This window comes from Formosa sp. Hel1_31_208, from assembly GCF_900104785.1.
Taxonomy (GTDB): Bacteria; Bacteroidota; Bacteroidia; order Flavobacteriales; family Flavobacteriaceae; genus Psychroserpens.
Map to the genome: position 1 here is coordinate 1,156,550 of NZ_LT629733.1, position 16,031 is coordinate 1,172,580.

A 16,031-nucleotide genomic window follows, 5' to 3' on the forward strand; every position below is an offset into this window, starting at 1 on the left:
TATGATATTAGCAGCAGGTACAATAGGAACGGTAGTTGCAACAGTAGCAGCCTTTTTACTAGTGACATTGGTATTAGTGGCCTTGTTATTGTTTGTAAAACAAAAATTATCACCATCAGGTCCTGTGACCATTAAAATTAATGGTGAAAAAGAAATACAAGTAGCTTCAGGAGGTACATTGTTATCGACTTTAGGCGCTGAAAAAATATTCTTACCATCTGCTTGTGGTGGTGGTGGAACTTGTATCCAATGTGAGTGCCACGTTCTTTCTGGAGGAGGAGAGGCTTTGCCTACTGAAACACCGCACTTTAGCAGAAAAGAGTTAAAACACGGAGCGCGTTTATCTTGTCAAGTAAAAGTAAAACAGGATATGGAAATTACCATTCCTGAAGAAGTCTTTGGAATTAAGAAATGGGATGCCGTAGTAGTACGTAATTATAACGTTGCGTCATTTATCAAGGAATTTGTAGTAGAAATCCCTGAAGATATGGGTTACAAGGCTGGAGGATATATTCAAATTGAAATTCCACCTTGCGAAGTTAAGTTTGAAGACATGGATATCACTGCTCACCCTGAAGAGCATGAAACTCCAGATAAATTTCAGGCTGAATGGGATAAGTTTGGATTGTGGCCATTAGTAATGAAAAATACGGAAACAGTAGAGAGAGCTTATTCTATGGCTTCCTATCCTGCTGAGGGCCGTGAGATCATGCTAAATGTGCGTATTGCGACACCACCATGGGATCGTAGTAAAAACCAATGGATGAATGTAAATCCTGGTATAGCATCTTCATACATTTTCAATCAAAAACCAGGAGATAAAGTGGTGATTTCTGGACCTTATGGTGAATTCTTTATCAATGAATCTGAAAGTGAAATGTTATACGTGGGAGGTGGAGCAGGGATGGCGCCAATGCGTTCACACTTATATGAGTTATTTAGAACAATCAAGACTGGACGTAAAGTAACGTATTGGTATGGTGGTCGTTCAAAAAGAGAGTTATTCTACATCGAACACTTTAGGAAATTAGAAAAAGATTTCCCAAATTTTAAATTCTATATGGCACTTTCTGAGCCTATGGAAGAAGATAACTGGAAAGTAAAGACAGATATTAATGATGAAGCAGGTGACGGATTTGTAGGATTCATTCATAACTGTGTAATTGATAACTACCTAAATCATCACGAAGCTCCAGAAGATATTGAATTATATTTCTGTGGGCCCCCATTGATGAATCAAGCGGTACAAAAAATGGGAGAAGACTTTGGAATTCCAGACGAGCATATCAGGTTTGATGACTTTGGAGGTTAAATACTAATTGTCTTTTTATTATTAGATATATTTCGCTGTACGCGACTATTATATAGTAAAAAAACCAACTCATATCGAGTTGGTTTTTTTATTGGCACTCTTATAGTTTATCACATCAGTACATATTTTGGTTGGTTGTTTTCAACTTCAAATAGTTTAGTGTAGTCCATAACATTTGGAACATTGTCTATTTTGCACAAGAATTTTACAACTTCACACAATCCGTTGAACAATAAATCTTTGTTTTGAGGATGGTTAGGTTTTATATTATTTCTTTTTAATGGGAGCTGGTACCCGCAGGTTTTCAGAAATATAGCTTCCACTTCAAGTAGTTCGTATGGTGTATAGCCATTAAAGCGCCTTCCAAAGCTTTGATGTACTTTTCCAACATAATTCAACTGCACGGAGCCGTGCTCATCAGATAATTGTTTCCAAGCGCCTGTACGGTCTAAAATGTTTCCTACGGCGCAGCTCTTACAGCATTCAGGATGCAATTTATCATTATGAAAAGCAATGTAGAGTTTTTCTATGGCTTTTTCTAAACGTTGAGTCGTTTTCATAGTGTCAATATTTTTCTTTTTCCGAAGTAAAAGATACAAAAAATGATGATAATCTAAAACGTAAAGACCACTAATACTTCATGCTTTTGGCATGTTTTTCAGTGTTCAAAGGAAATCATATTGTCAAAGCAATTACCTAATAATTCTTATTAAAAATTCAATTAGATGGCTTAATATGTGTGGTTTTTTTGTGGTGACACTTGTTTAGAATTGAAAATATATAAATTGTTCACCGCTTCCTTGAGATATTACAATTAGGAAAATCATAATCGCCCAAACAATCCCCATAACCCAAGAAGGTGTGTTTGATGCAACAGCTTTCATGGAGGTATTCCTCATGATCCAGTGACATAAAAACAAAAGACCTACAACGCTACACACTTTTATAATTTCGAATGTACCTAAGATCTGTTGTCCATTAATTTGCACATAAAACATGGATTTAATCATGCTCCATGCGGTTTCAAAAGTTCTAGCTCTAAAAAACACCCAGGTAATATTTACACATGAAAAGGTTATAAATGCCAAGAAGATGCCATTTCTAGCGGTAATTTTAAACGGTAAATAGCGTCGTTGTAAACGCTCTAATATCAAGTATGTTCCATGTAGTCCGCCCCAGACCATAAAGGTCCAAGCAGCTCCATGCCATAGTCCGCCTAATAACATCGTAAGCATTAATGCCACGTACATTCTAGTGATTCCATTTCGATTTCCTCCTAAAGGGATGTACAGGTAATCTTTTAACCAGCTTGATAAGGTGATATGCCATCGTTTCCACAGATCAGAAAAACCTAAAGAGGCATAAGGATACCTAAAGTTATCGGGTAAAATAATGCCAAGCATGAGTGCTATACCAATAGCGCAAGTAGAGTAACCCGCAAAATCAAAAAATATCTGTCCAGAAAAGGCCAAAGTGCCTACCCAAGCATCTATACCATGAAGTATTTTATCCGAACCAAATACCGTATCAGAGGTATCAGATAATAAGGTATCGGCCATAACTACTTTTTGAAAGAGTCCGATTGTCAATAAAAACAAGCCCCAAATAAACTGTTGTGTTGTAGCTTTTTTCTCTTCATAGAACTGTGTAATTAAGTCTTTTGCACGAACAATTGGTCCTGCAACTAATTGAGGGAAGAATGTTACATAAAGAGCAAAATCTAAGAAAGTTTTTGCCGGTTGTATTTTCCTGTTGTACATGTCAATTGTATAGGACATGGTTTGAAAGGTGTAAAATGAAATACCCATAGGCAATATGATATCCATTGGTTGCGCTTCATATTCTAGGCCTAAGCTATTAGCTATTGTAATAAAGTTTTCTAATAGAAAATTTCCGTATTTAAAAAACGCTAGAAATCCCAGATTAACGAACATACTTAGCATGAGCCAAAATTTTCGTTTGCGTTGGTTTTCTTCTACGGCTAGTTTATTACCAGCAGTCCAATCGACCATAGTAGAAATCCACAAAAGAATGACCAAAGGCGGGTTCCATAATCCGTAAAAAATATAACTCGCTAGGAGCAGCATTCGTTTTTTATTGGACCATTTTAATAATTTTAAATAGTATAATGCTAAAATTATAACTAAAAACAAGGCAAAACTTAAAGAATTGAATAACATAATTAGTTGGTTTTAGAATTAGTCAATGCGCCATCTGTTGTCATTAGTTTTATTAATTCCGTAGTAAAGAATTGGGCATCTTTAGTAGAAAGATGAGACCATTCCGGTAAATTTAAATCAAGAAATTGTTCGTAATCTTCGAAATGGTAACTCTTAACCCCTGTTTTCTCAACCAATTCATCCCAAAAATCAGTTCGAGGTACTCCCTTTCGTTCCGCATCTCTAAAAAAACCTGATGAAGGACATCTTAAGAGAATTAAATGTCCTCCTCGTTTTTTAAATGCGTCATGCAATTCTAGAAATGCTGCTGTTGTTGAGGCTTTATCCGGAGGAGGTAGACCACTTGTTAAGATATCTTTCCAGACTGTTTTTATAGTATTTGCATAGACCGTATCATTCGTTACATAATCTGGCATTTTCATATGCCTATCTAGCGAAATTTCTTCAAAATTATTAAAAGGTGGGCCAGGTGCTTCGCCTCGTTCACCAATATGTATTTTAGACAATAGCGTTTTTAAATCTACGTCAGAATCCCAGCCTTCATCACCATCTCTGATGAATGCTAAATTTGTTTGAAGAGGAATGGATAATTTGTGATTTAGTCGTTGTGCGTAAGTTCTATCATGGTAATAGTCAACGAGTGTTTGTGAGCGTTTAATAGGTGGAGCCTCAGGATAAGTCGTTGAGAAAAACAAACTGGGAGTCACACCTACTACTAATGTGCCGTTGAAATCGGTATTTTCAACAATATCTTTGAATGGAGGTATTGGGGAAGCGCCTTGTGTAGCTAGCATTATTGGTTCGGTATTGGTCAGTTCTCTCCAAACGTCTAATTGAATATCATACAGGGTTCTTGATGATCCAATAAAAACAACGCTATTAGCACTAGCATCTGTAAGCCTGTGGCGTTGATTAGCCCAAAGGTTTTTATTATCATCTAAATTTGGTTGTAATCCTTGAGATCTCCAGTAAATTTCCCAAGCTGTGACAGCAATAATACTTAATATTATTGCAACGACTAAAGACTGTTTTAAGTGCATTTTGGTTGATTAGTTAACGTTTATAGTTAAGATCAGTGAAGGCAGACTTTAGGTTGTTTTAAATATAAGTAAAATTAATTTACTAGTGAGGTATTATTCGTTTCAGAATTTAGAGAGGTGAATAAGTCACAATGAAAAATAGCGTTCTATTTTTCAGCTTTGTCTGAGATATGGATTGCGCTGATAGGGTATCGCAATCAATTTAACACTAGCCCTAAAAATAAGAGTAACTGCGGTAAAGGAAACAAGGGGGTTTAGTATAAAGTATTTATCCTACTTAGCCCATTTTCCCATCGCCATCTATGTCCTTTACTAAGTGGGTTTCTAAAGCAATTAGTGTTTTTTTAAGAAGCACTTTTGTATTGGTTAATTCCTCTTCTAATCGTTTTACTCGTTCTTCAACACTATTGGTTTGTTCTTGCTGTTTTTCTATTTCGTCTTGTTGTAATAAGTCCCAAAAAATACCCATGCTTGATTTATATTTAGTTGTTTAGTAATTAGTTGATTCAAGAATTTAATTATGAATTGTCTGAATTGGAATCTTCTTTGTCCTCTTTTTTCATTTTAATATAACCTGTCACCAATCGTACTCCTAATCGAGCAAAAAGGATAATAGCAATGACCATTACAATGTCAAATCCATTCATATATTATTTGTATTCCATAATTAAAAAAACTGCGGTACTATCGCCTATATTCAGAACTTCATGCCAATCTATGCCTTCGTTTTCAAAACTATATCCTGATGGCACCTTAACGGTTCTCACACCTGTTGTGTCTTTTATTCTAAATGTACTACCAGAGATGGCATATCCAATATGTGGTTTGTGATAATGTCTTTCGTGACCAATTCCAGGAGCAAACGTACATTTTAAAACTCTCAATTCATCATTGTCATTAACAACTTCACAAACGGCTTCATCATTCCAGCCAGCTTGCAAAGGATCGGGTGAGGAACTTTTGTTATGACAACTAACTATAAGTAGAGTAAACAAACTAAATGTTACAAATTTTGCTGCTCTATTTTTTGCAGTTAAGTGATTTAATCGTTCGTAGAATTTAGTAAATAATAATTTAATTTCCATATAGTGTTTTGGATGCTTCTTCATACTTATCGCCAGAAGTCCATACTGGTGTTTTTGGGTTATTACCGATATTTCTTCCAGATAGAACATATGCCCTAAAAAACTTTAGTAAATAATCGTAGTCTAAATTATCGGCTTCATCACCCGGTCTGTGATAGTATTTTGTAACATCACCATTAAATGCTGTAAAGCCCAAAGAAAATGTCGGTGCGGGAATTCCTTTTCTCGCAAAATGGACATTATCACTTCGGTCGAAAAGGCCTTGTTCTGGAGCAGGGTCATCAATAGCAGTTAAACCAAAAGCAGCTGCAGCATCTTTGATATTCTGAGCGGCTGTAGTTCGAGGTAATCCAATAATCGTAGCTAGAGATGTATCGTTGTAACCTCCATTATCACTGTTAAAACAATAGACCATTTGGTTTAGAGGTAGTACGGGATTTTCGACATAGAATTCACTGCCTAAAAGCCCTTTTTCTTCACCGGTAAACAAAATAAATAAAGCAGAACGTTTGGTAGGGTACTTAGCTAAGTTTTGAGCCATACTTAAAACGGTTGTTGTGCCTATTGCATTATCACGTGCACCATTATAAATGGTATCTCCTGTCTCATCTGGAGTGCCAATTCCTACATGGTCATAATGTGCTGAGTATATGATAAACTCATCTTTGAGTTTTGGGTCTGTGCCTTCAACGACACCAATAACGTTTTGTGACATCACAATTTCTTCTTTCTTATCGCTAATAACTACTTTGGACGCAATGCGCTTAGTCGTACTTAACTTATTAGCCATTTCGTAATTTTTATCTAGAACCCAAATATGAGTGGTTTGATTATCATCGTTTTTATTGTCTGTACCATCCTCATTTTCAGCAATCATTAATTTAGAAGAATTAAAATTATGATCTATAAACCCCCACATATTCTCGTCAGCATTTAGAAGTTCTATGATAGCAGTAACACCGTGTTCTTGAGCGAGTTTTTGCTTGGTATTTCGCAATCCAAAAGCAGCGCGTGTATCTTTCGTTTCAGCACTTCCTGCTTTTATAATAATGACTTTCCCATTAAGGTCTTTATCTATATAATCATCAGCCATACCATAATTTAAATATATGGCGTCAGATGAAGTATTCACTTGAGATGGAAATACAAAAGCATAATTATTTATATTTTGCCCATTAATTTCAATCTTTACTTCGGCAGGAGGAGAAACGCGTTTAAGTTTGACTTCTTGATAATAATTTCCTGTTTCCGGATTTGGTTTTACGCCATAGCTTCGCAAGGTGTTGGCTAAATAAGAAGCTGCTATTTTGTTTTCTGGTGTTCCTGTTTCTCGTCCTTTTAATAAATCGTCGGCTAAAAAATAGATGTGCCCTTCAATAGCTGATTTACTCGTGGTTTCGATTACTTTAGCTTTTTCGCTTTGCGCAAAAAACGAAAAAGTAACAAGTAAAACTATTAGGGTTAAGGTTGTTTTTTTTAAGGTCATAGTGTTGAAATATAATTTATTATGAGGGTTTAAATTTACACTTTTAATTAGAGATTTAAGTTAAATGTAAGTAGGTGAATCTTCATTTTTATGCCAAAATCAAGGTTATTCAAGAGATTTTTAAAATGATAGTTGTCAAATAGGCGATGAAATTAGTCTGTTTTTTTATTCTAAGGTATTATTGATTATTGCCATAACATTTAATCTTTTACTACTTCTTTATCTATTAATTCAATGAGTTGTAGGCACATCGTTTTCATTTCAATAAACTGTTGATTCATTACACTAAATTCATAACTCGCCATTACAAAACCGTTTTTTTGTTTAGTATCTTTTAGCATTCTGTTGAAGTCTAATTTTGAGAGCTCTCTGCGTTCACCCATGGTGCCATTTGTAACTTGATAGGTGTAGTTTTGTACAATGGGATTCATATCCATCAAATTGTATTGTGGTTCGTATAGCAAGAGTTCTGCATCATATCTGAAATGTGCTTCTTCATCTTTCATAACTTTATAAAGCGTTTCCATATTTAATAGTGTGCTTTTTATGGAATCGTTAGAGATTAAAGCTAGATTTCCCGAATTAATCAATTCTTGAAAGGTATTATTTATTTGAAAGAACTTACGCCAAGTATAGATATTTACAGTATGGACATTAAAAACTTCTAAATCTGTGATTGGTTTGCCTTCATAATGTTCAATAATCGTATTAGCTGAATTAATTGCCTTTTGTCTGGTAGCAATGTAATTATCTAAATGAGAAATATTAAGTTTTAAATCGGTTTTAATATTTTTTAAGTAATGTAACTCTTGTGCTCGCTGTTGACGGATTTCATTATTGTTGTTAATATTGAGTGCGATAAGAATGCCGATAACCACCAGAATAATTTCACCAATGGCATAGAGTATGTATTTACTGAACTTATTTTCAGTAATTAGTCGCTTGCGAATACTTCGAAAGATTTTAATCATAAAATTAAAAGCACATATTTGTCTTTTTAATACAGGATATTATCTAATATGCGATCAATATTACTTTCCTTTCTATCCATGACACCGTCAGATAGAAACAACTCGTAAATGTCGCGTCTAAAATCGGCTAGTTCCATATCAGAAAAATCATGTAATTGAATGTTCTCATCAATCTTGTCTAAACTTTCCTGTTCACCATCTTCGGAGTATTCCAAATACATTTTCTCGAAGGTTTTTGCATCTGTTCTCGATTTGATTAATTCAATTTCATGTTTGGTTTCGACAGAGTCTGCATTTGCACAGAGTATTAAAATATAAATCTCTAGTTCTGCTTTAGTCCATGGTTTTGATTCCTGCTTCATGTGATGTTTAATTGTTGATTAGCTATTTTCTGACCAATAATATAGAGTTATTAATGTAAAGTGTAAAATTTAATTTCTCCCTTGTTTATATAATAAAAATGAATTATCAGTTATAGTTGTTCGTAGGCAAATTACAGGCAGCATTGAGGTTGGCGTTATTATTGGTTTTAATATCTCTTAAAAGGTGCAACCAGATAATTCTTAAAGTTACATAATTTTCTTTACTGTATAACAAATCTTACGATTTTGTCGTTCTCCATGTTATGAAAAAAGTTGTACTGTCACTTTTTATGATCATCACGTTCGTGGTTTTAGTATTTCAGATAAAGCCCTTAAAATACGCACTTCTTGAGATGTCTGGGAATATTTCAAAATCAAGTCTTATTCACAAAGATAGTCTGACTATAGCCTCAAGAGTAAATATTCCAAAAGGATATAAACGAGTGACTTATCCAGAGGGAAGTTTTCAAGAGTATCTGCGTCATTATAAATTGAAACCTTTCGGAAGTAAAATTATAAACTACGACGATTCTGAATATTTTTGGCAAGGTGGTCATATAGGAGTTTTAGAAGTTCCCGTTCCTAAAAACGGATTACAACAATGTGCCGATGCTTTGATTAGAATTAGGAGTGAATACCTTTGGGATCATGACCGTAAGGATGAGATTGGTTTCAATTTCACCTCAGGGCATTATTGTTCTTGGACCAAATATGCGGAAGGCTATCGACCAAAAATTAGTGGTAATAAAGTGACGTTTTCTAAAACAGTTAATGCGAATCACACTAAAGCAAATTTCTATAAGTACCTAAACTTAATTTATACGTATTCTGGAACCTTGTCACTTTACCATGAATTGATACCAATCTACGATGATAAAACCTTGAAAATTGGCGATATGTTGATTAAAGGAGGAACTCCTGGACATATAGTTATGATAAGTGACGAGATAATAAATGAAAATGGAGATAAGTTATATTTACTGTTTCAAGGTAACACTCCTGCACAAAGCGTTCATTTGGTTAAAAACTTGGAAGATGATACCATTTCGCCCTGGTATTTTTTAGAAAATGACATCAAGATTCCAGTATCTAATTACGTTTTTGGACGATCAAAATTTGTAAGATTTAAATGAGCTTGTTTTTCGCTTTGAGAAATGGAATCTATTTTCTTATCATAAATTCCTGTTGTATCTTTGCATTATGAGCAAAGCACTTAATGAACAAGAATTGCACAACCTTGCAATGAATCATGTTGGGAAAGACTTAGAGCAACGCGGTTTTGAGTTTGTGGCCATAAATAGTAAGCTTAAAAAGCACCCACAATTTGTATGTATTGATAAAAATAGCCAGTATTTTTTTGTGATTGTCAAAGCTGTGAAGCTGCCTCAAAACCCAAATAATTATGATGTTATTTGGATGGAAACCTTTAAAAAACATGCTTTTGACAAAGAGGCGAAAGTACTCTATGCTGGTGTTGGTCTAGGGAATCCAGATGGTGAAGATTTACCCATATATTTAAATGAAGACTATTTGATTGAATACAATGGTATTCAAGTCATAGAAATGAACCTAAATTAAATGAAACAACTTTCAGTATTATTCATGCTATTCGTTCTATTTACAGCCTGTAAAGTTGAGCAAACCACCAACACTCAGAATGTCGAAAATATTAAAGTTACAGGTCCTGTTTTTGGCACCTCGTTTTCGGTAATTTATAACTCGGAAACTGATTATAGTAAGGAATTTGATAGCCTTTTTGCGGTAGTGAATCAATCGATGTCTACCTATATTCCGAATTCTGATATTTCCAGATTGAATAGAAATGAAGCTGTTGTGATGGATAACCATTTTAGAGAGGTGTTTTCAGCATCAAAAATCATATATGAAGCTACCCAAGGTGCGTTTGATCCTACTATTGGTGATGTGGTTAATGCCTGGAGTTTTGGGGCCGATAAGAATAAGTTCTTAACCGATAGCACTACGATAGATAGTTTGATGCGTTTTGTTGGTTTTGATAAGGTTGTGATGAATGATAACAAAGTGGTAAAATCACCCAACACCTATATTGAGTTTAATGCTGTAGCCAAAGGTTATGCTGTAGATGTTATTGCAGATTTTTTAGACACTGAAAACGTTCAGAATTATTTGGTTGAAATAGGAGGAGAGATTAGAGCAAAAGGAGAAAATATGGAAAAAGGCTCACCCTGGAGGGTAGGTCTAGATGAGCCTCGATATGACGGCAACCAGTCAGTGTACAAAGCTATTACTATTAAAGATGTAGGTATGGCGACCTCTGGCACTTATCGAAAATTTAAAACAGATGTCAATGGGAATCGTTATGCGCACATCATAAATACCAAAACAGGCTATCCTACAAAAACCAATATTCTTAGTATTTCCGTAATTGCTGAAGATTGTATGACGGCTGATGCTTATGCAACGGCGTTTCAAGCCATGGGAATAGAAGCAGTTTCTGAGTTTTTAAAATCACATCCAGAGCTTAAAGTCTTTATGATTTTTGAAAATGATCAAATGGAACTAGAGACTTTAACCTTAAACGACTTTCCTGGGAACTAAGGCTTATAAACCACAGGAATAATCTCACCTTTAGCTAAACAGTATTTTTGAATATCCTCTTCCGAAAGTTTAGTCGTGTAATTGACTTCATCTACTTTAAATCCGATACCTCGAAGTTTGTCAAAATAATCACGGCCATAAACTCGAACATGATCGTATTGCCCGAAAATTTTGGCGCGTTCTTTTTGATCTGTAATCGTATTGTCTTCAAAAGTTTTTTCTCTTGTAAGATCTTGAGGAATTTGAAACACACCAAACCCGCCTGGCTTTAAAATACGAAAGAGCTCTTGCATGGCTTTTGTGTCGTCTGGTATATGTTCGAGAACATGATTGCATAAAATGATGTCGTAGCTATTGTCAGTAAATGGTAATTTACAGATATCAGCTTTAACATCGGCGATTGGTGATTCTAAATCGGTTGTGGTATAATCCAGATTTTTAAGTTCTTTAAAACGTTTTAAAAAACATTGTTCAGGCGCAAAGTGAAGCACTTTTTTTTCCGCAGAAAAAAAGTCCGTTTCATTTTTGAGATACAGCCATAAAAGTCGGTGACGTTCTAAACTGAGCGTGGAAGGCGAGAGTACATTATTTCTCTGGCTTATATAACCGTAAGGTAAAAATGTTTTAAAACGCTTACCGTCAATTGGGTCTGTATAGGTCTTGCCTCTCAAAAAAAATGCTAATATGGGACGTGCCACATAACTTAACCTTATCAACAAAGGTCTAGGAATAGTATTCAATAGTATTTTGAAAAGTTTTTTCATCAATACTTAGAGTATTAATGCTTCTTTTCTAAACTCGTCTTCTTCATTGCTTTCGATGCCTAGGGCTTCATGAACGTAAGCAAAAGTTGATAAGATTTCTGGTTTTCCATCAATAATTGCTACGTCATGTTCAAAATGAACACTTGGTTTCCCGTCCTGAGTGACAATAGTCCACCCGTCTTTAAGTTGCTTTACTTTGTGCGTTCCACCATTAATCATAGGTTCAATGGCTACTACCATACCTTCAATAAATTTCTTTCCGCGACCGCGACGTCCATAATTTGGCATCTCTGGATCTTCATGCATTTTGCGTCCAATACCATGACCTACTAATTCTCTTACTACACCATAGCCTTGTGCTTCGCAATGCTGTTGAATGGCATACCCTACATCGCCAACACGATTACCTATCTTCAATTCACGAATTCCTACATACAAAGATTCTTTAGTAATATCGACTAGTTTTTTTGTTTCGGGATCAATATCGCCAATCTCGAAGGTATACGCATGATCACCATAGAATCCATTCATAAGCGCACCACAGTCCACAGAGACAATATCACCCTCTTTCAGCGGAATATCTGTAGGTAAACCATGAACAACAGCTTCATTGACACTGCATAATAAGGTTGACGGACAATCATATAATCCTAAAAATCCAGGAACGGCACCTTGTGCTCTAATAAAAGCTTCAGCTAGTTTATCAAGTTGCATCGTTGTAACGCCAGCTTTTATTTCTTTTGCTAGCATTCCTAAAGTCTTAGAGACGACTAAAGCACTTTGACGCATTAATTCAATTTCTTCTCTTGTTTTTACTATGATCATTCTTCTTATATTGTGTGGCAAAGATAGCTAATTATAATAATTTCAAAATACTATTAAAATATGATAAAAGACAGTTTTTGAAGCTGTTTTCTATCGTAAATTTGTAGTCTAAAATAATGTCGAAATGTATAAAGTCATTAGTGCCGAAGAAGCCTTAAAAGTTGTAAAATCTAACGATAAAATTTATCTTCATGCCGCAGCCGCAGTACCAAATGTTTTAATAGAAGCACTAGCCGCTAGACATGAGGAGTTGAGAAATGTAGAAATTTGTCAATTGCATACCGAAGGTCATGCACCATACGCTGATCCTGCTTTTGCCAAGAGTTTTCATGTGAACTCTTTTTTCATTGGTAAAAACGTGAGACACACCTTGAAAGCGGGTAATGGTTCGTATACGCCAGTGTTTTTAAGTGAGCTCCCATTACTTTTTAAACGTAATATCGTAGATGTAAAAGTGGCATTGATACATGTTTCAGTTCCTGATGTTCATGGCTACTGTTCCTTAGGGGTTTCGGTTGAAGCTACTTTGGCTGCCATTGATAATGCAGATCATGTTATTGCGCAAGTAAATAAGCAAATGCCACGAACTTTTGGGGATGGAATTATTCATGTGACTGAAATCGATGCGTTTGTGGAATGTGACGAGCCATTGCCGGTACATTCTGTGACAGAACCAACCGCAATAGAAACCCAAATTGGGGATTATGTAGCCAACTTGATTGAAGATAGAAGTACATTACAAATGGGCATTGGAAATATCCCAAATGCTGTATTATCGCGTTTACATAACCATAAAGATCTGGGTTTACATACTGAAATGTTCTCAGATGGTGTAATAGATTTGATTTTAAAAGACGTGATAAATGGTAATTATAAAGGTGTAAATCCAGGAAGAGCTCTGGCTACATTTTTAATGGGATCACAACGTTTATATGATTACGTCAATGATAATCCGTTTGTAGAAATGCGAACAGCAGACTATGTAAATGATGTGTCAGTGATTAAGCAGAACCCAAAAATGGTCGCGATAAACTCGGCGATTGAAGTTGATCTTACAGGACAGGTTTGCGCCGATTCTATTGGTCCGAACATGTATTCAGGTGTTGGTGGGCAAATGGATTTTATTAGAGGTGCGTCATTAAGTGAAGGAGGTAAAGCGATTATTGCTTTACCGTCAACAACAAGAAAAGGTATTAGTAGATTAGTGCCATCACTTAAACCAGGAGCAGGTGTCGTGACTACAAGGTCACATGTGCATTATGTAGTTACAGAATATGGTGTGGCAAATCTTTACGGTAAAACTATTAAAGAACGTGTGAAAGCATTAACAGAGATCGCACACCCAGATCATAGAGAAGATATAGCCAGAGATTATTACAATATGACAGGGAATAACCACTAGCGTTTCAAAAACGAAAAGAGGCGTTTTTTAGTTTTTATTGAAGACATATCTGGAGTGTCATTAGTAATTAATTGATAGACTTCTCCCCATCCTAAGACACCACCAATATTTCGATCATCAATGTAGATGTCTGCATAGATTTTTCGGCTCACACTGTTATCAAATTTTTCTTCAGGAAAACTTTGGTTAACGGCATAAAAGGAAATGCCTAGGTCTTTGCAAAACGCAACTGCTTCATCTAATTTTGACCCAGATCTGTATGTCCATAAAATCAAGCGATGCCCATCTTGCTGCAATCGCTTCATCGTTTCAAATGCAAATATTCTAGGTTTCCCAACTTTGGGATAGGCATCTTCAACGATGGTACCATCAAAATCTATCGCTATGACAAGTTTATCCTGAAAATTCATCGGTGTTTTATATAAGGTCACAAAAGTACAACATTTAACATTTATTAGACTAGAGATTCTTGCGTCATTGCTGCTGGTTGGGGTATGCCCATTAGCTTTAATATGGTAGGGGCAATGTCTCCCAAAACACCGGATTTTATAGTCAGCTTTTCATTATCAATTAAAATAACAGGCACAGGGTTAGTAGTATGTGCTGTATTTGGTGTTCCATCAGGATTAATCATGGTTTCACAGTTTCCATGATCTGCGATTAGAATCGTCGTATAATGATTATCTAAAGCAACTTCTAAGACGTCTTTTACACATTCATCTACAGCTTCACAAGCTTTAATTGCAGCTTCCATAACTCCAGTATGTCCTACCATATCGCCATTAGCGAAATTTAAACAAACAAAGTCCACATCGCCTTTTTGTAATTCAGGAATAAGGGCATCTTTTAATTCATAAGCACTCATTTCAGGTTTTAAATCATAAGTTGCTACTTTAGGGGAGTTTCTTAAAATTCGTGTTTCGCCTTTAAATGGTTTCTCTTGTCCACCTGAAAAGAAAAATGTCACATGTGGATATTTTTCAGTTTCGGCAATCCTAATTTGGGTCTTATTGTGTTTTTCTAAAATCTCTCCTAGTGTATCAGTAAGATTGTCCTTATTAAAAACGACATTGATTCCTGAATAAGAATCATCGTAATTGGTTAAGGTTACATAATGTAAGTTGAGCTTGTGCATATTTTGTTCATGGAAATCATTTTGAGATAAGGCTTCGGTGAGTTCTCTTCCACGATCAGTTCTGAAATTGAAAAAGATGACCACATCACCGTCTTTTATTTGTGCTATGGGCTGATCTTGATTGTTTGTTATAATGATGGGCTTAATGAACTCGTCGGTTACATCGTTGTTGTATTGGTGTTCAATAGCCTCTGTAGCTGAATGCGCAAGTTCACCAAGACCATTGACTAATGCATCATATGCCAACTTAACGCGTTCCCATCGTTTATCTCTGTCCATAGCATAATACCGTCCTGTCACAGTAGCTAACTGGGTATTTGAATCTTTAATATGCGATTCTAGAGAGGTAATAAAACCAAAACCAGATTTAGGATCTACGTCCCTACCATCTGTAAAAGCATGTACGTAAGAATTTTTTATTCCGAAGTCATTGGCCGCATCAATCAATCCAAACAGGTGATTGATATGTGAGTGAACACCGCCATCACTAACAAGCCCTAAGAAATGAATAGGTTTATTATTGTCTTTGGCATACTGAAAGGCATCAATCAATACTTGTTCATCCTTTAACGTATTATTCTTTACAGCAAGATTTATTTTTACTAAATCCTGATAAACAATCCTCCCAGCTCCTAAATTCATATGTCCAACTTCACTATTACCCATTTGACCTTCAGGTAAGCCTACATGCAAGCCATCGGTTCTTAAAGTAGCATTTGAATAGTTGTGATATAGTGAATCTATAAAAGGAGTATCTGCATTATCAATTGCCGAGACCTTCGGATCTGGTGACATTCCCCATCCATCCAAGATCATTAAAATAACTTTTTTGTTCATCATTTCAGTGTTAAAAATCAAAGATAAAAGTTTAATGCGTTTTATCTAAACTTCG

18 protein-coding genes are annotated in these 16,031 nt (G+C 35.4%); 5 read left to right on the forward strand and 13 right to left on the reverse strand.

All coding sequences use genetic code 11. The features are described from left to right. The first annotated feature begins 1 nt into the window (after position 1). Positions 2-1,312 carry an NADH:ubiquinone reductase (Na(+)-transporting) subunit F gene (gene nqrF / locus BLT57_RS05005; protein ID WP_091423132.1) on the forward strand — a complete coding sequence of 437 codons (1,311 nt, stop codon included), beginning with the start codon at positions 2-4 and terminating at the stop codon, positions 1,310-1,312. A 110-nt stretch (positions 1,313-1,422) separates the two neighbouring features. Here the strand turns inward: nqrF and BLT57_RS05010 are convergent, their stop codons facing one another. From BLT57_RS05010 to BLT57_RS05045, 9 genes are all read right to left on the reverse strand, one after another. Beyond that, positions 1,423-1,872 (reverse strand): Na(+)-translocating NADH-quinone reductase subunit F, encoded by a 450-nt coding sequence (locus tag BLT57_RS05010; RefSeq protein WP_091423135.1) that lies wholly within the window; start codon positions 1,870-1,872, stop codon positions 1,423-1,425. Between the two features lie 204 nt (positions 1,873-2,076). Continuing rightward, positions 2,077-3,492: an MBOAT family protein gene (locus BLT57_RS05015; RefSeq protein WP_091423138.1), complete on the reverse strand. Its 1,416-nt coding sequence runs from the start codon at positions 3,490-3,492 to the stop codon at positions 2,077-2,079. Positions 3,493-3,494: 2 nt separating this feature from the next. Beyond that, positions 3,495-4,532, reverse strand: coding sequence for a hypothetical protein (locus tag BLT57_RS05020; protein WP_091423140.1), 1,038 nt, complete (start codon positions 4,530-4,532; stop codon positions 3,495-3,497). A 277-nt stretch (positions 4,533-4,809) separates the two neighbouring features. Beyond that, the gene (locus tag BLT57_RS05025) at positions 4,810-5,001 is read right to left on the reverse strand and encodes a hypothetical protein (protein ID WP_091423142.1); all 192 of its coding nucleotides are present in this window, start codon (positions 4,999-5,001) and stop codon (positions 4,810-4,812) included. Between the two features lie 49 nt (positions 5,002-5,050). Then, on the reverse strand, positions 5,051-5,179 hold the full coding sequence (locus tag BLT57_RS14285; RefSeq protein ID WP_255361770.1) for a hypothetical protein: 129 nt from the start codon (positions 5,177-5,179) through the stop codon (positions 5,051-5,053). Between the two features lie 3 nt (positions 5,180-5,182). Next, a complete protein-coding gene (locus BLT57_RS05030; protein WP_231928769.1) occupies positions 5,183-5,617 on the reverse strand; it encodes a cupin domain-containing protein in 435 nt (144 codons plus the stop codon). Next, complete coding sequence (locus tag BLT57_RS05035; RefSeq protein WP_091423145.1) at positions 5,607-7,103, reverse strand: M28 family peptidase; 1,497 nt, start codon at positions 7,101-7,103, stop codon at positions 5,607-5,609. The genes BLT57_RS05030 and BLT57_RS05035 overlap by 11 nt, the downstream gene beginning before the upstream one ends. A 200-nt stretch (positions 7,104-7,303) precedes the next feature. Next, a complete protein-coding gene (locus tag BLT57_RS05040) occupies positions 7,304-8,074 on the reverse strand; it encodes a DUF6090 family protein (protein WP_091423147.1) in 771 nt (256 codons plus the stop codon). A 26-nt stretch (positions 8,075-8,100) separates the two neighbouring features. After that, the gene (locus BLT57_RS05045) at positions 8,101-8,436 is read right to left on the reverse strand and encodes a hypothetical protein (protein WP_091423149.1); all 336 of its coding nucleotides are present in this window, start codon (positions 8,434-8,436) and stop codon (positions 8,101-8,103) included. Positions 8,437-8,699: 263 nt separating this feature from the next. Between BLT57_RS05045 and BLT57_RS05050 the strand changes: the two genes are divergently transcribed. The 3 genes from BLT57_RS05050 (at position 8,700) to BLT57_RS05060 (ending at position 11,013) form a co-directional block, all read left to right on the forward strand. After that, positions 8,700-9,569: a DUF4846 domain-containing protein gene (locus BLT57_RS05050; protein ID WP_091423152.1), complete on the forward strand. Its 870-nt coding sequence runs from the start codon at positions 8,700-8,702 to the stop codon at positions 9,567-9,569. Positions 9,570-9,636: 67 nt separating this feature from the next. Continuing rightward, positions 9,637-10,014, forward strand: coding sequence for a Na(+)-translocating NADH-quinone reductase subunit F (locus BLT57_RS05055; RefSeq protein WP_091423155.1), 378 nt, complete (start codon positions 9,637-9,639; stop codon positions 10,012-10,014). Continuing rightward, on the forward strand, positions 10,015-11,013 hold the full coding sequence (locus BLT57_RS05060) for an FAD:protein FMN transferase (RefSeq protein WP_091423159.1): 999 nt from the start codon (positions 10,015-10,017) through the stop codon (positions 11,011-11,013). Here BLT57_RS05060 and BLT57_RS05065 read toward each other — a convergent pair. After that, on the reverse strand, positions 11,010-11,777 hold the full coding sequence (locus BLT57_RS05065) for a class I SAM-dependent methyltransferase (RefSeq protein WP_091423162.1): 768 nt from the start codon (positions 11,775-11,777) through the stop codon (positions 11,010-11,012). The genes BLT57_RS05060 and BLT57_RS05065 overlap by 4 nt on opposite strands. 6 nt (positions 11,778-11,783) lie before the next feature. After that, positions 11,784-12,602 (reverse strand): type I methionyl aminopeptidase, encoded by an 819-nt coding sequence (map, locus tag BLT57_RS05070; protein WP_091423164.1) that lies wholly within the window; start codon positions 12,600-12,602, stop codon positions 11,784-11,786. A gap of 124 nt (positions 12,603-12,726) precedes the next feature. On the opposite strand from map, the gene BLT57_RS05075 reads away from it, so the two are divergent. Continuing rightward, on the forward strand, positions 12,727-14,004 hold the full coding sequence (locus tag BLT57_RS05075) for an acetyl-CoA hydrolase/transferase family protein (protein ID WP_091423166.1): 1,278 nt from the start codon (positions 12,727-12,729) through the stop codon (positions 14,002-14,004). Here BLT57_RS05075 and BLT57_RS05080 read toward each other — a convergent pair. After that, positions 14,001-14,414 (reverse strand): BT0820 family HAD-type phosphatase, encoded by a 414-nt coding sequence (locus BLT57_RS05080; RefSeq protein ID WP_091423168.1) that lies wholly within the window; start codon positions 14,412-14,414, stop codon positions 14,001-14,003. The genes BLT57_RS05075 and BLT57_RS05080 overlap by 4 nt on opposite strands. 44 nt (positions 14,415-14,458) lie before the next feature. Continuing rightward, the gene (gene gpmI, locus BLT57_RS05085) at positions 14,459-15,976 is read right to left on the reverse strand and encodes a 2,3-bisphosphoglycerate-independent phosphoglycerate mutase (protein ID WP_091423171.1); all 1,518 of its coding nucleotides are present in this window, start codon (positions 15,974-15,976) and stop codon (positions 14,459-14,461) included. Positions 15,977-16,031: the final 55 nt, after the last annotated feature.